The organism is Palaeococcus ferrophilus DSM 13482, assembly GCF_000966265.1.
GTDB lineage: Archaea > Methanobacteriota_B > Thermococci > Thermococcales > Thermococcaceae > Palaeococcus > Palaeococcus ferrophilus.
Genome location: NZ_LANF01000019.1, coordinates 198380 through 215178 on the forward strand (window position 1 = coordinate 198380; position 16799 = coordinate 215178).

General features: G+C 55.2%; 15 protein-coding genes. 11 read left to right on the forward strand and 4 right to left on the reverse strand.

What is annotated here, in order from left to right:
* Window positions 1-38 precede the first annotated feature (38 nt).
* The 7 genes from trmBL1 (at window position 39) to PFER_RS10935 (ending at window position 6009) form a co-directional block, all read left to right on the forward strand.
* Complete coding sequence (gene trmBL1 / locus PFER_RS10905; protein WP_048152228.1) at window positions 39-1061, forward strand: HTH-type sugar sensing transcriptional regulator TrmBL1; 1023 nt, start codon at window positions 39-41, stop codon at window positions 1059-1061.
* A 9-nt stretch (window positions 1062-1070) separates the two neighbouring features.
* Complete coding sequence (locus tag PFER_RS10910) at window positions 1071-2429, forward strand: glycogen/starch synthase (protein ID WP_048152231.1); 1359 nt, start codon at window positions 1071-1073, stop codon at window positions 2427-2429.
* Window positions 2430-2583: 154 nt separating this feature from the next.
* On the forward strand, window positions 2584-2859 hold the full coding sequence (albA, locus tag PFER_RS10915) for a DNA-binding protein Alba (protein WP_010477671.1): 276 nt from the start codon (window positions 2584-2586) through the stop codon (window positions 2857-2859).
* A gap of 104 nt (window positions 2860-2963) precedes the next feature.
* Entirely contained in the window at window positions 2964-3599 is a 636-nt protein-coding gene (locus PFER_RS10920) for an ArsR/SmtB family transcription factor (protein WP_048152233.1), read from the forward strand.
* Window positions 3600-3661: 62 nt separating this feature from the next.
* Window positions 3662-4201 (forward strand): CBS domain-containing protein, encoded by a 540-nt coding sequence (locus tag PFER_RS10925; protein ID WP_048152236.1) that lies wholly within the window; start codon window positions 3662-3664, stop codon window positions 4199-4201.
* A 112-nt stretch (window positions 4202-4313) separates the two neighbouring features.
* Entirely contained in the window at window positions 4314-4916 is a 603-nt protein-coding gene (gene psmB / locus PFER_RS10930) for an archaeal proteasome endopeptidase complex subunit beta (RefSeq protein ID WP_048152238.1), read from the forward strand.
* Between the two features lie 4 nt (window positions 4917-4920).
* Entirely contained in the window at window positions 4921-6009 is a 1089-nt protein-coding gene (locus tag PFER_RS10935; RefSeq protein WP_048152241.1) for an eCIS core domain-containing protein, read from the forward strand.
* On the opposite strand, the gene PFER_RS10940 is transcribed toward PFER_RS10935, so the two are convergent.
* Together PFER_RS10940 and PFER_RS10945 are read right to left on the reverse strand one after the other, a co-directional pair.
* A complete protein-coding gene (locus tag PFER_RS10940; RefSeq protein ID WP_281175730.1) occupies window positions 5981-6601 on the reverse strand; it encodes a MarC family protein in 621 nt (206 codons plus the stop codon). The two genes, PFER_RS10935 and PFER_RS10940, sit on opposite strands and share 29 nt — an antisense overlap.
* Window positions 6602-6645: 44 nt before the next feature.
* Entirely contained in the window at window positions 6646-8088 is a 1443-nt protein-coding gene (locus tag PFER_RS10945) for a phospholipid carrier-dependent glycosyltransferase (RefSeq protein ID WP_048152244.1), read from the reverse strand.
* A 116-nt stretch (window positions 8089-8204) separates the two neighbouring features.
* Here PFER_RS10945 and PFER_RS10950 point away from each other — a divergent pair, with 116 nt between their 5' ends.
* On the forward strand, window positions 8205-10085 hold the full coding sequence (locus PFER_RS10950) for a threonine--tRNA ligase (RefSeq protein ID WP_048152247.1): 1881 nt from the start codon (window positions 8205-8207) through the stop codon (window positions 10083-10085).
* Here PFER_RS10950 and PFER_RS10955 read toward each other — a convergent pair.
* Both PFER_RS10955 and PFER_RS10960 read right to left on the reverse strand, forming a co-directional pair.
* Window positions 10075-10791 (reverse strand): hypothetical protein, encoded by a 717-nt coding sequence (locus tag PFER_RS10955; RefSeq protein ID WP_048152251.1) that lies wholly within the window; start codon window positions 10789-10791, stop codon window positions 10075-10077. The two genes, PFER_RS10950 and PFER_RS10955, sit on opposite strands and share 11 nt — an antisense overlap.
* A gap of 53 nt (window positions 10792-10844) precedes the next feature.
* A complete protein-coding gene (locus tag PFER_RS10960; RefSeq protein WP_048152253.1) occupies window positions 10845-11531 on the reverse strand; it encodes a TBP-interacting protein in 687 nt (228 codons plus the stop codon).
* Window positions 11532-11714: 183 nt separating this feature from the next.
* Between PFER_RS10960 and PFER_RS10965 the strand changes: the two genes are divergently transcribed.
* The 3 genes from PFER_RS10965 to PFER_RS10975 all read left to right on the forward strand — a co-directional run bounded on the left by PFER_RS10965 (window position 11715) and on the right by PFER_RS10975 (window position 16797).
* Complete coding sequence (locus tag PFER_RS10965; RefSeq protein ID WP_048152256.1) at window positions 11715-13199, forward strand: MFS transporter; 1485 nt, start codon at window positions 11715-11717, stop codon at window positions 13197-13199.
* Between the two features lie 384 nt (window positions 13200-13583).
* The gene (locus PFER_RS11935; RefSeq protein ID WP_052696237.1) at window positions 13584-15731 is read left to right on the forward strand and encodes a DUF6345 domain-containing protein; all 2148 of its coding nucleotides are present in this window, start codon (window positions 13584-13586) and stop codon (window positions 15729-15731) included.
* A 10-nt stretch (window positions 15732-15741) separates the two neighbouring features.
* Window positions 15742-16797, forward strand: a complete 1056-nt coding sequence (locus tag PFER_RS10975; protein WP_048152260.1) for a hypothetical protein — start codon at window positions 15742-15744, stop codon at window positions 16795-16797.
* Window positions 16798-16799: the final 2 nt, after the last annotated feature.

Consider the following 16799-nt stretch of genomic DNA (forward strand, 5'->3'; position numbering starts at 1 on the left):
AACTCGCAGGAGTGAATATAAAGTTTGGGGGAATGAAAATGAACGAAGAGGAGATAATCGAAAAACTCCAGAAGCTGGGACTCACTAAATACGAGAGCCTCGCCTACATAACCCTGCTGAAGCTCGGCCCGAGCAAGGCTACGGACATCACGAAGGAGAGCGGGATACCCCACACGAGGGTGTACGACGTCCTGAGCTCCCTTCACAGGAAGGGCTTTGTGGACATGATGCCCGGCACCCCGAGGCTCTACAAGCCCGTGAATCCGGAACTCGTGCTTGAAAAGATAAAGGAAGACCTGGTTAACGACATTGACAGGCTAAAGGAGATGTTCGTCGAGCTCTACAAAACGGTTCACGGCGAGGATTTGCCGGAGATATGGACGATACACGGCTTCGAGAACACCGTCGAGAGGGCGGAGTACATTATACGGAGTGCCCGCTACGAGGTTCTCATAAACACTCCCTTCGAGTTCCTGTCCCTCCTGAGGGAGGAGATAAAGAAGCGCAAGGACGTGCTCTTCATAATCATCAGCAACTTCGAGGAAGTGCCCGAGTGGCTCAAGGGGGAGAACATCATACTCGCCCGGAGCGGAGGGGCACCGTGGCTCATGGCCAGCTGGATCATAGGTGATGTGGAGTATGCGCTCTTCTTCGGCGCCCTTCCGAAGGACAGGAGAAGGGAGAAGTTCTATTCCTTCTGGGGCAAGTCCGCGAAGCTCATCCAGAACTACATGCACTGGTTCTACACGATGTACTTTGACAACAGCGAGCTGATCAAGCCCCTCGAGTACGATAGACTAAAGAAGCCCCTGGAGCTTGTCAACATAAGGACGCTCATAACCGTTCTCAAGCAGACCACCCTGCCGAGGCGCATAGAGGTGGCGGGAAGAACGGTGGAGGACAAGGAGGAAATCACGATAGACGGTGAGGTTGTGGAATACGAGTACACTCCTCTGACGGCCAGCGTCCTCGTAAGGGGCAGGGAAGGAGAATGGAAGGTCGGAGGGCTCGGAAGCTATTTCGAGGACATTGAGGGTGAGAAGTTCATACTCATTGACTGAGGGATACGTATGAGGATACTCATACTCGGCTTCGAGTACCTCCCCGTCAAGGTGGGAGGTTTGGCGGAGGCCATAACCAGCATAGCGGAAACGCTCGCGAAGCTTGGCAACGAGGTGCTCGTCTTCACCCCCAGCCACGGCCACGTGGAGGGGGAGCCCCTCGCGAGGTTCAAGATGGATGTTAAAGGTGGTACCGTGGAGGTAACCGCCTACGAGAGGTCCCAGAACGGCGTTAGGGTATTTGCCCTCAGCGACCCCCTCCTTGACAACCCCGATGTTTACGGCCCGGGATGGGAAGGACTCCTCGAGAAGGCGGTGCACTTCGGGAAGGCGAGCGTGGGGCTGCTAAACAGGCTCATCGAGGAGGAAGGAAAGCCCGACGTGCTCCACTTCCACGACTGGCACACCGTCTTTGCGGGGGCGCTTCTGAAGAAGTACTTCCAGCTCCCGGCGGTCTTCACGATTCACCGCCTCAACAAGGCAAAGGTTCCCGCCCACTACTTCCACGAGGCTAACCTCGGTGAATTAGCGCCGTACCCCGACATTGACCCCGAGTACGTTGGAGCCTACATAGCGGACGTCGTCACGACGGTGAGCAGGAGCTACCTCCTGGAGGAGTGGGACTTTTTCAGGAACTTCGAGGGCAAGGCAACGCACGTCTTCAACGGCATTGACTGCTCCTTCTGGAATGAGAACCTTCTCAAGAACGCAGACCTGCCGAGGCACGAGCGCAGAAAGGTGATGCTTAAAGAACTCGGCCTTGAGGACGGCGTCGCCTTCATGTTCATAGGGCGCTTCGACAGGGGGCAGAAGGGCGTTGACACTCTCCTGAGGGCGATTGAAGTGTTCGCGGAGCGCTATCCCGAGGAGTTCTCAAAGGCCTGCTTCCTCATAATAGGGAAAGGCGACCCCGAGCTGGAGGGTATGGCGCGCTCCCTCGAGGGGAGGTATTCCAACGTCAAGGTAATCACGGAGATGCTGAGCAGGGAGTTCGTTAGGGAGCTCTACGGCAGTGTGGACTTCACCATCGTTCCGTCCTACTTCGAGCCCTTTGGCCTCGTTCAGATGGAGGCCATGTGCCTCGGGGCCATCCCGATAGGCTCCGCCGTGGGAGGGATAAAGGACACGATAGTGCCCCTGGAACGGGAGGGAGCCACGGGAATCCTTGTGCCGCCCAGGGATGCGGAAGCCCTTGCGGAGGCCATGAGGAAGGCGGTGCACCTCAGGGACGACGTGGAGAAGATAAGGCTGCTCCGGGAGAACGGCAAGGCCCGCACGGGAATTTTCACGTGGGAGAACGCTTGCAGACGATACCTCAGGGCTTATCGGAACGATATTGACAAGGCGGCCGGCTTCCTCATTGAGTGACACTTTTCTTTTTCCCCTTTGGGTGGCTTGAGCGTGTCAACGGCCCGGCCCACAGCCGCCTTGGCCATTATCCTAACAAAACCAAAGGATAAACCGAAAAGTATTTAACACGAAAGCCGCGATTAGGCTATGACAAACTTCGGAGGTGCCAAAGATGGCAGAGGAGCATGTTGTCTACATAGGAAAGAAGCCTGTTATGAACTACGTCCTGGCCGTTATAACCCAGTTCAACGAGGGTGCCAAGGAAGTCACCGTGAAGGCTCGCGGTAGGGCCATCAGCAGGGCCGTTGACGTCGCAGAGATCGTCAGGAACAGGTTCCTCCCAGAGGTCAGGGTCAAGGAGATCAAGATCGGCACCGAGGAGCTTCCGACCGCCGACGGTAGGACCGCGAACACCTCAACCATCGAGATCGTTCTCGAGAAGCCGTAAATTGGTAAAATTTAGCTTTTCTCTCCTTTTAACCTTCACTTTAAGCCAACTTGAAGCCGTGAAAAGTTTTAATAGGTTTCCCTCCCACTATACTTGGGGTATCCATGGTCGAGTTCGAGACGATAGACGTTGGCGATGAGAAGGCGAAGGAGCTCGCCCAGATAATCGTTAACGATAAGGCCATCGCTATTCTCCGTCTCCTCCAGGAGAAATCCTATTCCGCCTCCGAGATATCGGAAAAGCTCGGGATGCCCCTGTCTACCGTGGTCTATCACCTGGACAAGATGTCCCGTGTTGGCCTCGTTGAGGTCGTTGGAAAGCGCTACGGCAAGCGGCTCCAGGAGGTTAAGCTCTACCGCGCCTCCCCAAGACCAATCCTCCTTCTCCCCGCCAAAACTTCCTTTAAGAAGCGCCTCCTCCGCACGATAGAGAAGATACAGGTGATAAGTCTCTCCATAGCGGGGCTCATAAGCTACGCCGTTTACCGCGCGCTGGCCGGGGGCTTCGGTGCAGCCTCAGCACCTCCATCCCGGGAATTCGAGACCATGACGACGGCCCAGGTGGGTGTTGATAACGCTTCAAAGGCGCTCCCCATGGTGCCCAACACGACAACAAGCCTTTACACTGTGACACAGAAAGCCGCGTCTGAACCCCGTGTACAGGCGTTTGTGGGGGCATTGCTGGCATTCATTGTCATAGCATTGTTGCTTCACTATTACCTATCGCGCAGGAACCTCTGAGCTCGAAACGTTTTTAAGAATTGCCTCCCAACCCCCAAGTGTGAAATTTGGGAGGGATTTCAATGGCTTCAGGAATCACTGTGGAGCAGGTGCTGAAGAGAAAGCCCGTTGTCGTTAGGCCCAGTGATACAGTTGATAAGGTCGCGAAAAAACTCTCGAGGGCCCAGGTCGGCAGCGCCATCGTCATGAAAAGGGACGACATAGTGGGCATAATCACGGACAGGGACATACTCAATAAGGTTGTTGCCAAGGGCAGGAACCCTCGCGAGGTGAAGGTTGAGGAGATAATGACCCCCAAGCCCTACACAATCGAGTACGACGAGGACATAAGCGACGCCGCGGAGCTCATGATCGAGAAGGGCATAAGGCGCGTCATAGTAACCAAGCTCGGCAAGCCCATCGGGTTTCTCCTGGCCGTTGATGTGCTCTCGGCGATAAACAGCCACGAAGAGGAGGAAGAAGAGGTCGAGAACGTTGAGCCCGAATTCTACGGCTACTGCGAAGTCTGCGGACAGTACAAGCCCCTCGAGAAGGTCATTCACGAGGGGAGGGAACTCTGGGTCTGCGAGAGCTGCAAGGACATGCTCCTCAACGAACAGTGAGCTTAAACCGTTCCCCGTGTTTCCCTTGCCCGGTTAGTCATTTCTTTGCCCCCTCTCATCACCCAATAGAGTTAAAAGTCATCGCCTCTTTCTCATATCAGGGGTGATCGAAATGGAGACCAAAAAGACCGGTACCACAACCGTAGGAATTAAGGTTAAGGAGGGCGTTGTTCTGGCCGCTGACACTCAGGCTTCCCTTGATCACATGGTTGAGACGCTCAACATAAAGAAAATCGTGCCGATAACCGACAGGATTGCCATAACGACCGCGGGGAGCGTTGGAGACGTTCAGGCCCTCGCGAGGATGCTCGAGGCGGAGGCGCGCTACTACCAGTTCACATGGCACAAGCCGATGAGCACCAGGGCAATGGCCAACCTGCTCAGCAACATACTCAACGAGAACAAGTTCTTCCCCTACCTCGTGCAGATCATCATAGGTGGCTACGTTGACGAGCCGACCCTGGCCAACCTCGACCCCCTCGGAGGCCTCGTCTTCGATGACTACACCGCAACAGGCTCAGGAAGTCCCTTCGCGATAGCCGTCCTCGAGGACGGGTATAGGGAGGACATGAGCATCGAGGAGGCCAGGGAACTCGCCGTTAGAGCCGTAAGGACGGCCGGAAAGAGGGACGTTTACACCGGCCACAGGAAGGTCCAGGTGGTGGTCATCACCAAAGACGGCATGAAGGAGGAGTTCGTCGAGTTCAAGGAGTGATAGCATGAGAAAAAGGGCACTCCTTGCCCTCCTTCTAGTTTTTGTGCTCCTGGGAGGCTACTTCTCATACGTTAACTTTTACGCGAGCAACGCCCCTGAGGACGTTCTCTCAAGTGTAAAGGCAATAGAGAAGGACGTTGAGGACATAAGAAACCTCACGTTCAGGCAGGAGCCCCGGGTCGTGGTTCTCACGAAGGAGGAGGCACTTAGGAAGTGGGCCCCCTCGAAACCGAGCCCTGAGCTCATGGCGTGGGAGGAAATCTACAAGCTTACCCTCCTTGTATCTCCGGACTACAGCCTAATCAAGGGGGAGCAAAGGGCGACAGCGGGCTGGATAGCGGCCACATCCGGCAACACCCTTTACATCATAGAGGAGAACTTCAGGGAGACCGGTGATACGGCCTACCGTGTCATAGCCCACGAGCTAACCCACGTCCTCCAGAAGCAGTACTTCGACCCCTCCTACGGGAACACGCTGGATGAGAGGCTCGCAATGCAGGCCCTCGTGGAGGGGGATGCAGATCTTGTTGCGGACACCTACTGCCGCCTTCATGGCATAAAAATCGAGAAGATAACCTCTTTTTCCTTTAGGGACCTCCCTGTGGAGCTCCACTACTTCCCCTACGTCTTCGGCGACCGCTTTGTGGAGTACCTCTACGACAAAGGCGGCTGGGAGCTCGTGAACTCCGCCTATTCAAAAAGACCCCTCTCAACGGCGCAGGTGATGCACCCCGAGCTCTACCTCAATTATACGCTCCCCGTTCACGTTGAGCTCGAAGCGGATGGGCAGGTCATCCACGAGGACACCATGGGCGAGTTCTACATCTACCTCCTCGTGAGCGGCCACCTTGGAAACGAGACGGGCTGGAGGGTTGCTGAAGGGTGGAGGGGAGATAAGTTAATCCTCTTCACCAACGGGAGCGAGGTTCTCCTCTGGAAGACGGTATGGGCGAGCGAGGAAGATGCCCGGGAGTTCTACGATGCGATGGGAGAAATATCAAAGGACTCCACCTACGCGAGGGTGACGTTAAAGCTGGATGGAAGGACGGTGCTCTACGAGGCGGTTAGGGAGAGCCAGCCTGGAAAATCTTAATCAAAATGCCGCCCGCCCCGCTTATCATCATCTGCGCCCCTATCGCCATCGTGAAGAGACCTATTATCCTTATGAAGACTCCAAGGGTCGTTTTGCTCACGTTCTCGCTAAGGTAGAGCGTGAGGAACATTATGGTCGCCGTGAGGGCTATCGCTATGAAGGTGGCCGCCGTTGAGACGACTATCCCGCTTTCAGCGGTCAGGGTGATGGCGGTTGTTATAGCAGCCGGCCCGGCTATAAGTGGAGTCGCCACGGGGACAGCCGCCAGGGCCAGTATGTTCTTCTCCTTCTTCAGCGTGACCATTCCACCGCCCTCGAGGGCCTCGAGACCTATCTTGAAGAGGACGAAGCCTCCGGCAACGCGGAGAGCGTCCACCTCGATGTGGAATATGTCCTGGAGGATTATCTTTCCGGCAACGGCGAAGAGGACGAGGAGGAGAAGGCCGATGAGGTTCGCCCTGACTATGAGGGTCTTTATGTCCTCTATGTGGAAGTCCTCTTTGAGGAGGGTAACCAGGAGTATCTTATCGCTCGGGTCTATCATTATGGTCATTAACAGTGCTGCGCTGAGTATTTCGCCAATCCCGCTCACTTCCTTCCCTCCATAGAGCTCAGCCCGGTAGCGCCAATCACAGGTCAGCCAGTGCCGATGTCATCATCGCCTTTTTTCTCCTCTTCTCCCGTATTTATTAAACTTTCTTTGCCCCTGAAGAGGGCCACAACGTTTAGAAATGCGCCCTTAAGCCATCTCCAGTACATCCAGAGGGATTCCTCGAAGTACTCCCACTTCACGACCTCGTAGAGGAAAACACCAACGGCCACCGCGGCGGGGGGAACTAGGGGCGTTGCGTAGAAGCTGAACTGCGTCTTCCCTCCAAGAATCCACTGGAGGGCGTAGAAGCCTATTATGCTCCAGAACGCCCCGAAGGGTACGAGTATCTTCCCCCTCTTCCTGGCGGTGTAGGGGATTGCCAGAACCATCGCGAGCATGAGGAGCATGAGCACCGGGTCAGTGTGCGCGAAGATATCGGGGTTGTAGTGGAAGGGGAAGGGCTTCATGTTGATGAACCACTGCCAGAAGGGCGAGGTCGCTGGATGCTCCCCCTTGAAGCTTAAATGCCACTTGAAAGACCCCACGAACTGCCTGCCCCACCAGTAGGGGCCTACGGCGTACATGGCCGGCAGGTTTGCGAGGATGAATGCCGAGAGTGGAAGGACGAAGCCCTCGTAGAGGCCTTTCTTTATTCCCTTCTCGCGCCACAGCTTTATCGCGAGCACCGGGTAGGGAAAGCCGCCGTTTAGCTTTACAGCAGCGGCCAACCCTATGGACAGCCCGCTGCTTCCCAGGTCGTCCCTGATGAGGAAGTAGACGAACAGGGCCGTGAAGAAGGTCACGTGGATATCGAGCATGGCCGTTATTGATGTGGCGAAGAGGAGTGGGTCGAGCACCACGAAGAAGAACGCTATGAAAGCGGCCAGGTAGCTTCTGGCGATTTCGTAAGCGGCCAGGAATACGAGGAGGGCAATAATAAGGTGTTCTATTATGCCGGGGAGGCGCCACATTATGGGTTCATCCTTGAGGAGCATGCCTAGGGAGATTATGCCCTTGCCGAGGTAGGGGTGCTCAAGGTTCTGGTAGGTGTGGATGTCCTCCTTGTCGGGATACTTAAACCCAGGAACCACCGTGAGGTTCAAACCGGATACGTTCGAGAGGAACGCGTCGTACTTCCCGGCCGGAATCTCGTAGTAAACGGCCGGAAACTTCTCGTAGGGGACGTATTCCGTGTAGTTGTACCCCTCGGCTATACGCCATATTTTGAGCTTGAGGGTGTAGGCTGCGCTCTCGTCGAGCCCCTCGGGGAATATGAGGTTCACTCCAACGCTGCCGTTGTCCTCGTAGTGAACGCTTATGCCCATCTCGTGAAGGAGGTTCCTCGCGGCGGGGACGTACCACACCTCGTCCCCTATGTAATCCATAAGTTCCTCGCTCGAGGCCTCGCGGTAGGAATACCAGAAGAGGGCGATTAGAGTCAGTATCAGGATTCCAGCGTAGATTTTTCTCTTGGTTTCAGGCTTCATGCCGACCCCCCCTCGTTCATCCTCACGAAGAATAATAAGCTTTTGGGATGCCAAAGGTTATAAGCCCTCCAAAAAGTATTTTTATCAGTTGACCCAAATGGAGGCGGTGGTAACGTATGAGAATGCTGTTGATTCACAGCGATTATCTGGAGTATGAGGTTAAGGGAAAGGCCCTGAAACAGCCGGAGGAGATAAGCGAGGAGCAGAAGAAGGGAAGGCTCGACGAGGTTCTCGCGGTTTTTATGAGCGTTGAGAAAGTTGACGAGACGAACCCTGATGAAGTCGCTGAGAAGGCCGTTAAGGAAATCAAGGACGTTGCCGGCCAGGTGAAGGCCGAGAGGGTTTTTGTCTACCCCTTCGCCCACCTCAGCAGTGAGCTGGCAAATCCGGACGTGGCCATGAAGATACTCAAGAGGATTGAGGAGCGCCTCAGAGAGGAGGGTTTCGAAGTTAAGAGGGCCCCCTTCGGCTACTACAAGGCTTTCAAGCTCTCATGTAAGGGCCACCCGCTGGCCGAGCTCAGCAGGACGGTAGTCCCGAGCGGAGAGGCCGTCAGCAGCGAGGAGCGCAACATCGCCCTCGAGAAGGAGGAGGAGCTCGTCAGCTACTGGTACATACTCACGCCCGAAGGAGAGCTTGTGGAGGTTGATAAGTTCGACTTCACGGGCCACGAGAACCTTAGAAAGTTTGCGAACTACGAGATAAGCAAGAGCCGCGTGGCCGAGAAGGAGCCGCCCCATGTGAGGATAATGCTCGAACAGGAATTGGTGGACTACGAACCCGGAAGCGATCCCGGAAACCTCCGCTACTATCCAAAGGGAAGGCTGATCAAGAGCCTCCTTGAGAACTACGTTACCGAAAAGGTCATTGAGTACGGGGCTATGGAGGTCGAAACGCCTCTCATGTACGACTTCGAGCACCCGGCGCTCAAGAGCTACCTCAACCGCTTTCCCGCCAGGCAGTACATCGTTAAAAGCGGCGACAAGAAGTTCTTCCTCCGCTTTGCTGCCTGTTTCGGCCAGTTCCTGATGAAGAAGGACGCCACCATAAGCTACCGCAACCTTCCGCTTAGGATGTACGAGCTTACCCGCTACTCCTTCAGGAGGGAGAAGAGGGGAGAGCTCTCCGGTTTGAGGAGGCTCAGGGCTTTCACCATGCCCGATATGCACACGGTGGCGAAGGACCTGCAGCAGGCCATGGACGAGTTCAAGAAGCAGTACAAGCTCAGCATGGAGGTCCTCAAGGGCGTTGGACTTACTCCGGAGGACTACGAGGTGGCCATAAGGTTCACGCGCGACTTCTGGAATGAGAACAAGGACTTCATAGTGGAGCTGGCGAAGATAATAGGCAAGCCCGTCCTCATCGAGATGTGGGACCAGAGGTTCTTCTACTTCATACTCAAGTTCGAGTTCAACTTCGTGGACAACCTCGACAAGGCAGCGGCCCTAAGCACGGTGCAGATAGATGTAGAAAACGCCCAGCGCTACGGAGTAACCTACTACGACGAGGAGGGTAAAGAGAGATTCCCGCTCATACTCCACTGCTCGCCGAGCGGTGCCATAGAGAGGGTAATGTATGCCATCCTTGAGAAGCAGGCCAAGCTCCAGACAAAGGGAATAAAGCCCATGTTCCCGCTCTGGCTCAGCCCGATACAGGTTAGGGTCATCCCCGTCGGCGAGGAGTACCTTGACTACGCCCTCTACGTTGCGGGCAAGCTCGAGGGCGCTAAGATACGGGCCGACGTTGACGACACCAACGACACGCTCAGGAAGAAGATAAGGAAGGCGGAGAAGGAGTGGGTTCCCTACATCATCGTCGTTGGCGAGAGGGAGAAGGAGCAGAACACCATCACCGTCAGGAGGAGGAGCGACGGAAAGCAGGTTGAGATGCAGCTCGGGGACCTCATAAGGGAGATAAGGAGCCAGACGGAGGGCTTCCCCTACAAGCCGAGGCCCCTCCCGCTGCTTCTCTCGAGGAGGCCGAAGTTCAGGGGCTGAGCCTTCTGGCCCTCAACCTTTCAACTTTTCTCCCCTTTGAGACCGTTAGCTTGAACGTGGTGGGCTCAAACCCCTCTTCGGGGGACATCATGAGGTGCAGTCTCTCCTCAATGCCCTTTTCACGCAACGCGGACGTCCCCAAGAAGACGTAATCGCTTATCCCTGCCACCCATGCGACGGTTTTTTCAGAGACGACGTCCTTGTTAACAAGGAGTATCAACGTTGAGTCGGGGGCATCAATTCTCCTGAGGGCGATAGTTTGATTGAGGAGCCTTAACGTGGGCTCTTCTCCAAGCATGAGGGCCGCTCCATCCAGCGTATACACGAGCCGTATGATCTGTCTGCCCTCCAGGTTCGGCTTTAGCTTCTCGTATATCCGGGATATCTTCGGGTTTATGGTCGCGGGGTCAACGCTGTCGAGCAGAAAAACGTTCTTGAGGGAGCAATCCCTGCCGTATTTGGAACCAAACAGGTCTATCACCGCGACGTTGTCTTCTCGGATTGCCTCTTTAAGGTTGTAGCCCAGGAACTCGAACTTTTTGACGAGCTTTTGCACAGGGATGTTGTAGTTGGAGATCACCCCGAAGGCACCTTCGTTGAGTCCCCTCACCAGAAGGGCGAAACCCACTGCCCATGCCACCGAGAACTTGTCATATATCACGCTTATGATAACATCCTCTTGAGGTATGTTGAGAATATCCTCCATCCCCGCCACCCCTGATGGCGGGTTTTCGCAAATGGTATAAAAGGGTATCGAAGCTACTCCTCTTCCATTGGGGTTATGCCCCTGAACATCTCCTTTATGAACGCCTTCGCCTCCTTGCTGAGCTCGCTCTCCTTGACCTCCTTGCCGAACTTATTGAAGACCTTGCCCCTGATGAAGTTGAGTTCGAAGACCTCGTAGAGCTCCTCGTTCCTGTCCGCGATGTTTACCCCGTGCTCCTCCATGTGGTCGGGCACGCTGTCTATGTCAACGTACTTACCGCACTTCTCGCACTTGTAGAACTGCCAGAACACGTAGTCCTGCCCGCTGGTCATGTTGTTGCGGAGGTGATCTACCATAAGGCCGCCGAGGTATTCGTAGTAGTCCTCCTGGATGAGCTTGCCGTCGTCCGCGACCACCTTGAAGCCGTGCCACACTATGTGGTCGTTTATGTCAACGAGGGTAGAGCGGAGGTAGTTGATGCTGACTATGAAGGTTCCATTCTGGATGTAGAACACGCCCCTCTTCGGAACAACCACGATGTCTATTCCGTAGCCTTCTTTGCTCTCGCTGAGCTTCTCGGCCTCTTCCCTGGTTGAGGCGAACTTAATTCTCACCGGAAGCTCGCTCTTCTTGTGAACCCCAAGGAGTTCCTCCCCGAGGATGTCCCACCTGTAGTCGTCAAGGCTTCTAACGCGTGCGTAGGCGTTCTTGACCTCTGGCTTCAGCCCGTCGTAGTTCATTCACACCACCTGATGGCTACTAGCCGGGAGATTATTTAAGCCTTGCCGGAAAAGTTTAAAAAGCATAGAAGGGGCGGTGTAGGCTCGGGTTCTTGAGGGGAATGGGCCTTCACACTTCCGCAGCTCACTTCCAACCAACAACCTTATAAACTGATATATCGTTCGATAGGTCGGTGATGAAAAATGCAGGTTGTCGAGAAGGGTGAGACATACGACCTCTCATACGCGAAGAAAGCCATGTTCGTTGTCGTCCTGTTGCCTCTCCTCATCATGTACACCGAGGCAATGCTCACGCCCGCTTTGCCCACAATCCAGAAGGAGTTCACGATAAACCCCAACGACGTCAGCTGGGTTCTGACCATATATCTCCTCGTCGGAACGGTCAGCGTGGCCCTCTTCGGGAAGCTCGGCGACATGTACGGGAAAAAGAGGATGTTTCTGGTAGCGTTGGGATTCTACACAGCGGGCGTCATCCTCAACGGCTTCGCGCCGAGCTTCCAGTGGCTGCTCGTAACGAGGGCCATCCAGGGCTTTGGAATGGCTATCTTCCCTCTCGCTTTCTCCCTCGTCCGTGAGGAGTTCCCGCCGAGCATGGTGCCTCAGGTGCAGGGAATGATAAGCGCCATGTTCGGCGTCGGTATGGTCATAGCGCTCCCGCTTGGGGCCTACGTTACTCAGAACTACGGGTGGAGGTGGACGTACCACTCGGCCGCGCCCTTCGCCGTGCTGATGTTTTTCCTCGCCTGGATGATACTACGGGAGAGCCGCTATATAAACCCCGGAAAGATTGACTGGGTCGGAGTGCTCCTTCTTACGGTCGCCGTTGTTCCCCTGCTCGTGGGCGTCACGAGAGCCCCTAACGTCGGCTGGACTGCAAGGGAAACCCTAACCCTCTTCGGGGTGGGTATAATCGGTACAGTTCTCCTCGCCCTCTGGGAGAGGAGAGTGGAAAACCCGCTGCTGCCCCTTAAGATAATCTCCTCGAGAAACCCCGCGATAGTCAACCTCGGCATAATGTTCGCCGCCTTCGGAATCTCCATGATGAGTCAGGCGAACACCTACATCCTCCAGCTTCCGGCACCGTACGGCTTCGGCAAGACGATACTCCAGAGCGGCCTCCTCATGACGCCGATGGCCCTCACGATGCTGGTAATAGCCCCGATAGCGGGCAAGCTGATGCCGAAGACGGGAGCAAAGCCCATAGCGGTAACCGGAGCCCTGACCGCCAGCGCAGGCCTCGCATTCATGTCGAAGTACGCGACGACGCTCTCCCTGGGGCAGTTCGTGGGCATGATATCCCTCATCGGGGCGGGCATAACGCTAATGAACATATCCCTCATCAACGTGCTGGTCTTCTCAGTCCCGCCGAGGATGATGGGCGTGGCAACAGGCTCCAACAGCCTCTTCAGGAACTTCGGTTCAACCTGGGGGCCGGCAATAGCGGGAACGGTGATGAGCACCTACTACGTTCTCTTCCACCCTCCGAGGGCACCGGCCTTCGTCCAGATCAGAATCCCGACGGAAGAGGCCTACCGCGTGCTCTTTGGAGGAGCCGCTGGAGTCTATCTCTTCCTTGCTCTCCTCGTACTGGGAGTAAGGGAGGTTATGAAGGGAGGAAAAATCCACGAGGTTGAAGATGGGGGCGAGAAAGAGGTCGTGGTGGAGTGATGCTCTTCACTCTTTTCTTTTGTTTCGTTCATTTCCAATAACTCCCCGATATCCCCAGCCTCCCCGTGCTTTCAGAAACCTCTGCCCTTGAGAGTGACCTTTGGGAGTGTGGGTCTTACCTTGTTTGGGTCTGCCTTCTCAACGCTTCTTCCCATTCTGATGGTTAGCATTGTGATTGATACAAACTTTTGGAAAAGTCCCTCTTATGCCATCTTTCAAGTGATTAAACTGCAAAAAACGTAGTGCTTAAGCCATACATAACAAAACGTATTTATACAAAGTTAACCTTGTCCTACATTGGGAATCACGAGCCATTCTTAATCACTGAAATTCATTTCCAAACTTTCGGTTCTTCGTCCAACGGTCGTTTTGGAGGGGAACAATATGCGGAAAGCTGCGGCCTTTGTTGTTGGCCTTTTGGTTCTCGGGGCCCTTGCTGGCCTCGGCCTGAGTGATGGTTTTCCAGGGATCGTCATTCCCCCAATCATCATTCCTCCGGCCATCCTCAACTCCAGGAACGTTACCCTCATAGCGGACGCCGACACCTACGTCTCCGAGGCTCTCCCCCGGGACAACTTCGAGGAGGAATTCTACCTCCGTGTGGGCTACGACGGCTCTGAGTTCGGGGGCCTCTGGTACTCCTACGTTTGGTTCAACCTGAGCGAAATCCCGCAGGACACGAACGTAACCGCCGCATACATGTGCATCTACCTCAAAAACCAGGTGCCTGCTCGCAATGACCTTGTGAGCGCCTACGATGTGAGGGTTGCGGTGCCCGGCGACTCATGGAGTGAAGAGCGCGTCACATGGAACAACCGTCCATCCATAGCAAAGAACGTCTCCTCCCTGAAGATCGACCGCGGGACGGAGAGGTACTACTGCTGGGACGTGAGTGACGAGGTGAAGTACTGGGTCTCGACGCCCTACATTGGATGCCCCACTCCAGCATGCCTCAGCATGCCCACGAACAAGGGTTTCGTGATATACACCGACGACCTCCCCACCACTGCCTTCTTCGATTTTGAGAGCAGGGAGAACATCCATCCACCCAAGCTGGTCATCTACTACAACTCCCCCGGGGAGCTCAACGTAACGGAGTCCAGCGGAGCTGTTGCGAACGACACAATTCCTCCCTCTATAATCATATCCGAGGTGATGGAAGGGTTGAACTTCAAGGACTGCGAAATCCGCATCACGGACAACCATGGAATAAAAGGCATAAGGATTTACGAGAACGGGGAGCTGCTTTTCTCCGAGGATGACTACCGGTACACGAATTACAGGAAGGAGCTTAGGGTGGAAAGCTATGGGGACCACGTCATTAGGGTCGTGGCCCTCGATTACGGTGGCAACAGCGCCGAGGAGACCCATGGAGTGCACATCGGAGGATACCACCCTCCTAAAGTTTCCATAAAATTTGAGCCGGAGCATCCAGCGATCGGTGACATTGTCGCGATAGAGGTCACCGCCGACTCCCTTCCCCAGAGACTGACCAGAATGCAGGTCTATGTCAACTCCACGCCCATGGACTTTCAGGTTCTTGAGGACACTCCCATGCTCCAGTACAAGTTCAACAAGACCTATTACATAAGGGCGGAGAGAGGAGTAAGGGCGTACACCGTCACCGCCTACGCCTATGACGAGGAGAATCTTCTCACAATAGAAAACGAAACAACGCTGGTAGGCAGGTGCAACGACATGGTGCTCAACCAGAATGAGGAGGGGGTGGACTGCGGTGGCGTCTGCGACGACTGCAACCCCTATGAATACGGTCTTGTCTCCGTGGGCTACTATGAGCCGCCATGTGAGCAGCACGACATTGGGGATATATACTACATTGTCCACGGCTTTGGGAACAACCTCCCCGAGAGGTGGGTAAAGAAATTTGACCGCTCGTGGAGCGCCGCCTACGAGCGCATGTTCCGGGATAAGAACTGTAGTAGGTGGGTGAACAACAGCACAGTTTTTGGGGAGGATGACCTCTACGTGGACAGCGTTGACCTGGTCTTCTACGGAGGACACGGTGGTATGTCAAATGGAACCAGAGGTGGGGTCTCCTCCTGGGTGTACACGGGAGCCTTTGGGGTGAAGAAAGACTCATGTAGCATGCTAAGCTGGTACCTGCGCTTTGACGAAGACCTGGACTGGCTGATACTCTACTCCTGCCACTCCCTTGAGAACAGCGACGGAAATAATCAGTGGCTGGAGGCATGGAACGGGACCTTCCACGGCCTTCACATGATAATGGGCTTCAATGGAGTAGCGTGGATTGGGTGGACAACCATCGAAATCGGCGAGGACTTCGCCGACAACCTCAAGGACGGCGATACCTTCGCGCAGGCGTGGCTCGATGCGGCAACGGACTGGGCGTGCTGCAACAAGCCAGCAGTGATGGCGGTGAATCCGTACGTTCTTGACCACGACCATCTGCCTGGCGAGGGCGAGGTCGTTTACGTGCCGAACGAAAAGGCAGACCCCTCCAGAATGGTGTGGGTTGGTTACACTGACTGCTGGGGGCTTGACAGCTGCTGAGGTGAGGAAGATGGGAAAGGGAGCTGTTGCTGCAATTCTAATCCTCGTGCTCATCGCGGCGGCCTACTTCACCCTTCAGAACTTTGGAACACCCGGAACATCGGGAAGCGAAACCCCAACGAAAACGGAGACGGTGACGGAGACCATAAGCGAGAGCTCGACCTCGACCTATACGGTTACCGAGACGGTGAGCGAGACCCCCACGGAGAGTTCCCCTCCATCGCAAACGAAAACTCCAGCGCCAACGAGGGAGGAGCTCGAGAAGGAGTTCGGCTACAAAATAACCGCTACTCTACCAGAGATTCCCGAGAAGAGCCCCGTGGTCGTTCTTGACAGGCCGGAGGTAAACGGGGAGTACGCCATAACCGTGGCCAGGGCCTTCAACGTCGAACCCAAGAACGTCACGGAGAGGAGCAACTACTACCGCGTCTTCGACGGAAGGTACGCGGTGAAGGTCTACAAAAAATCGGGGGCAGTCTTCTACCAGGACACAGAGAGGCTCTTCAAGCTCTCCAAGGGGAATTACTCCCTAACCGATGATGAGGCGAGGAGGATAGCCGACCAGGTGCTCGAACGCTACAACCTCCTGCCCTCTGATCCCAGGGATAAAGCATACTTCTACAACATAAGACACCTCTACAGCGCCACCGGGAGCGGGGAGACGAGGATAGAGGACACAGAGGTCATCTACCGGCGCAAGATAAACGGCATCCCCGTTCTCGGCCCGGGATCGATGATGGTGGTCTACCTCGACAACGAGGGGAACCTCATAGGCCTGTACCGCGACTGGAAGCCCCTAAAGGAGCTCACCGGTGAGATGCCCAACGACGGCATAGAGACGGCCTTTTCGAGGATGAAGACGCTCGACGACTCGCGGAACCTCACCACATCGGACATAACGGTTTACTCCGCGGCCTTCGGCTACTACGACGGCGGCAGATACTCAGGGCAGAGCTACCTCCAGCCCTCCCTGATCTTCAAGAGGGACTACGGTGAAAACGAGATTATATACGCCTATATCGCCGTCCCGACCCTTAAGGAGCCCATGGAAGAAATGAAAGGGTAGGG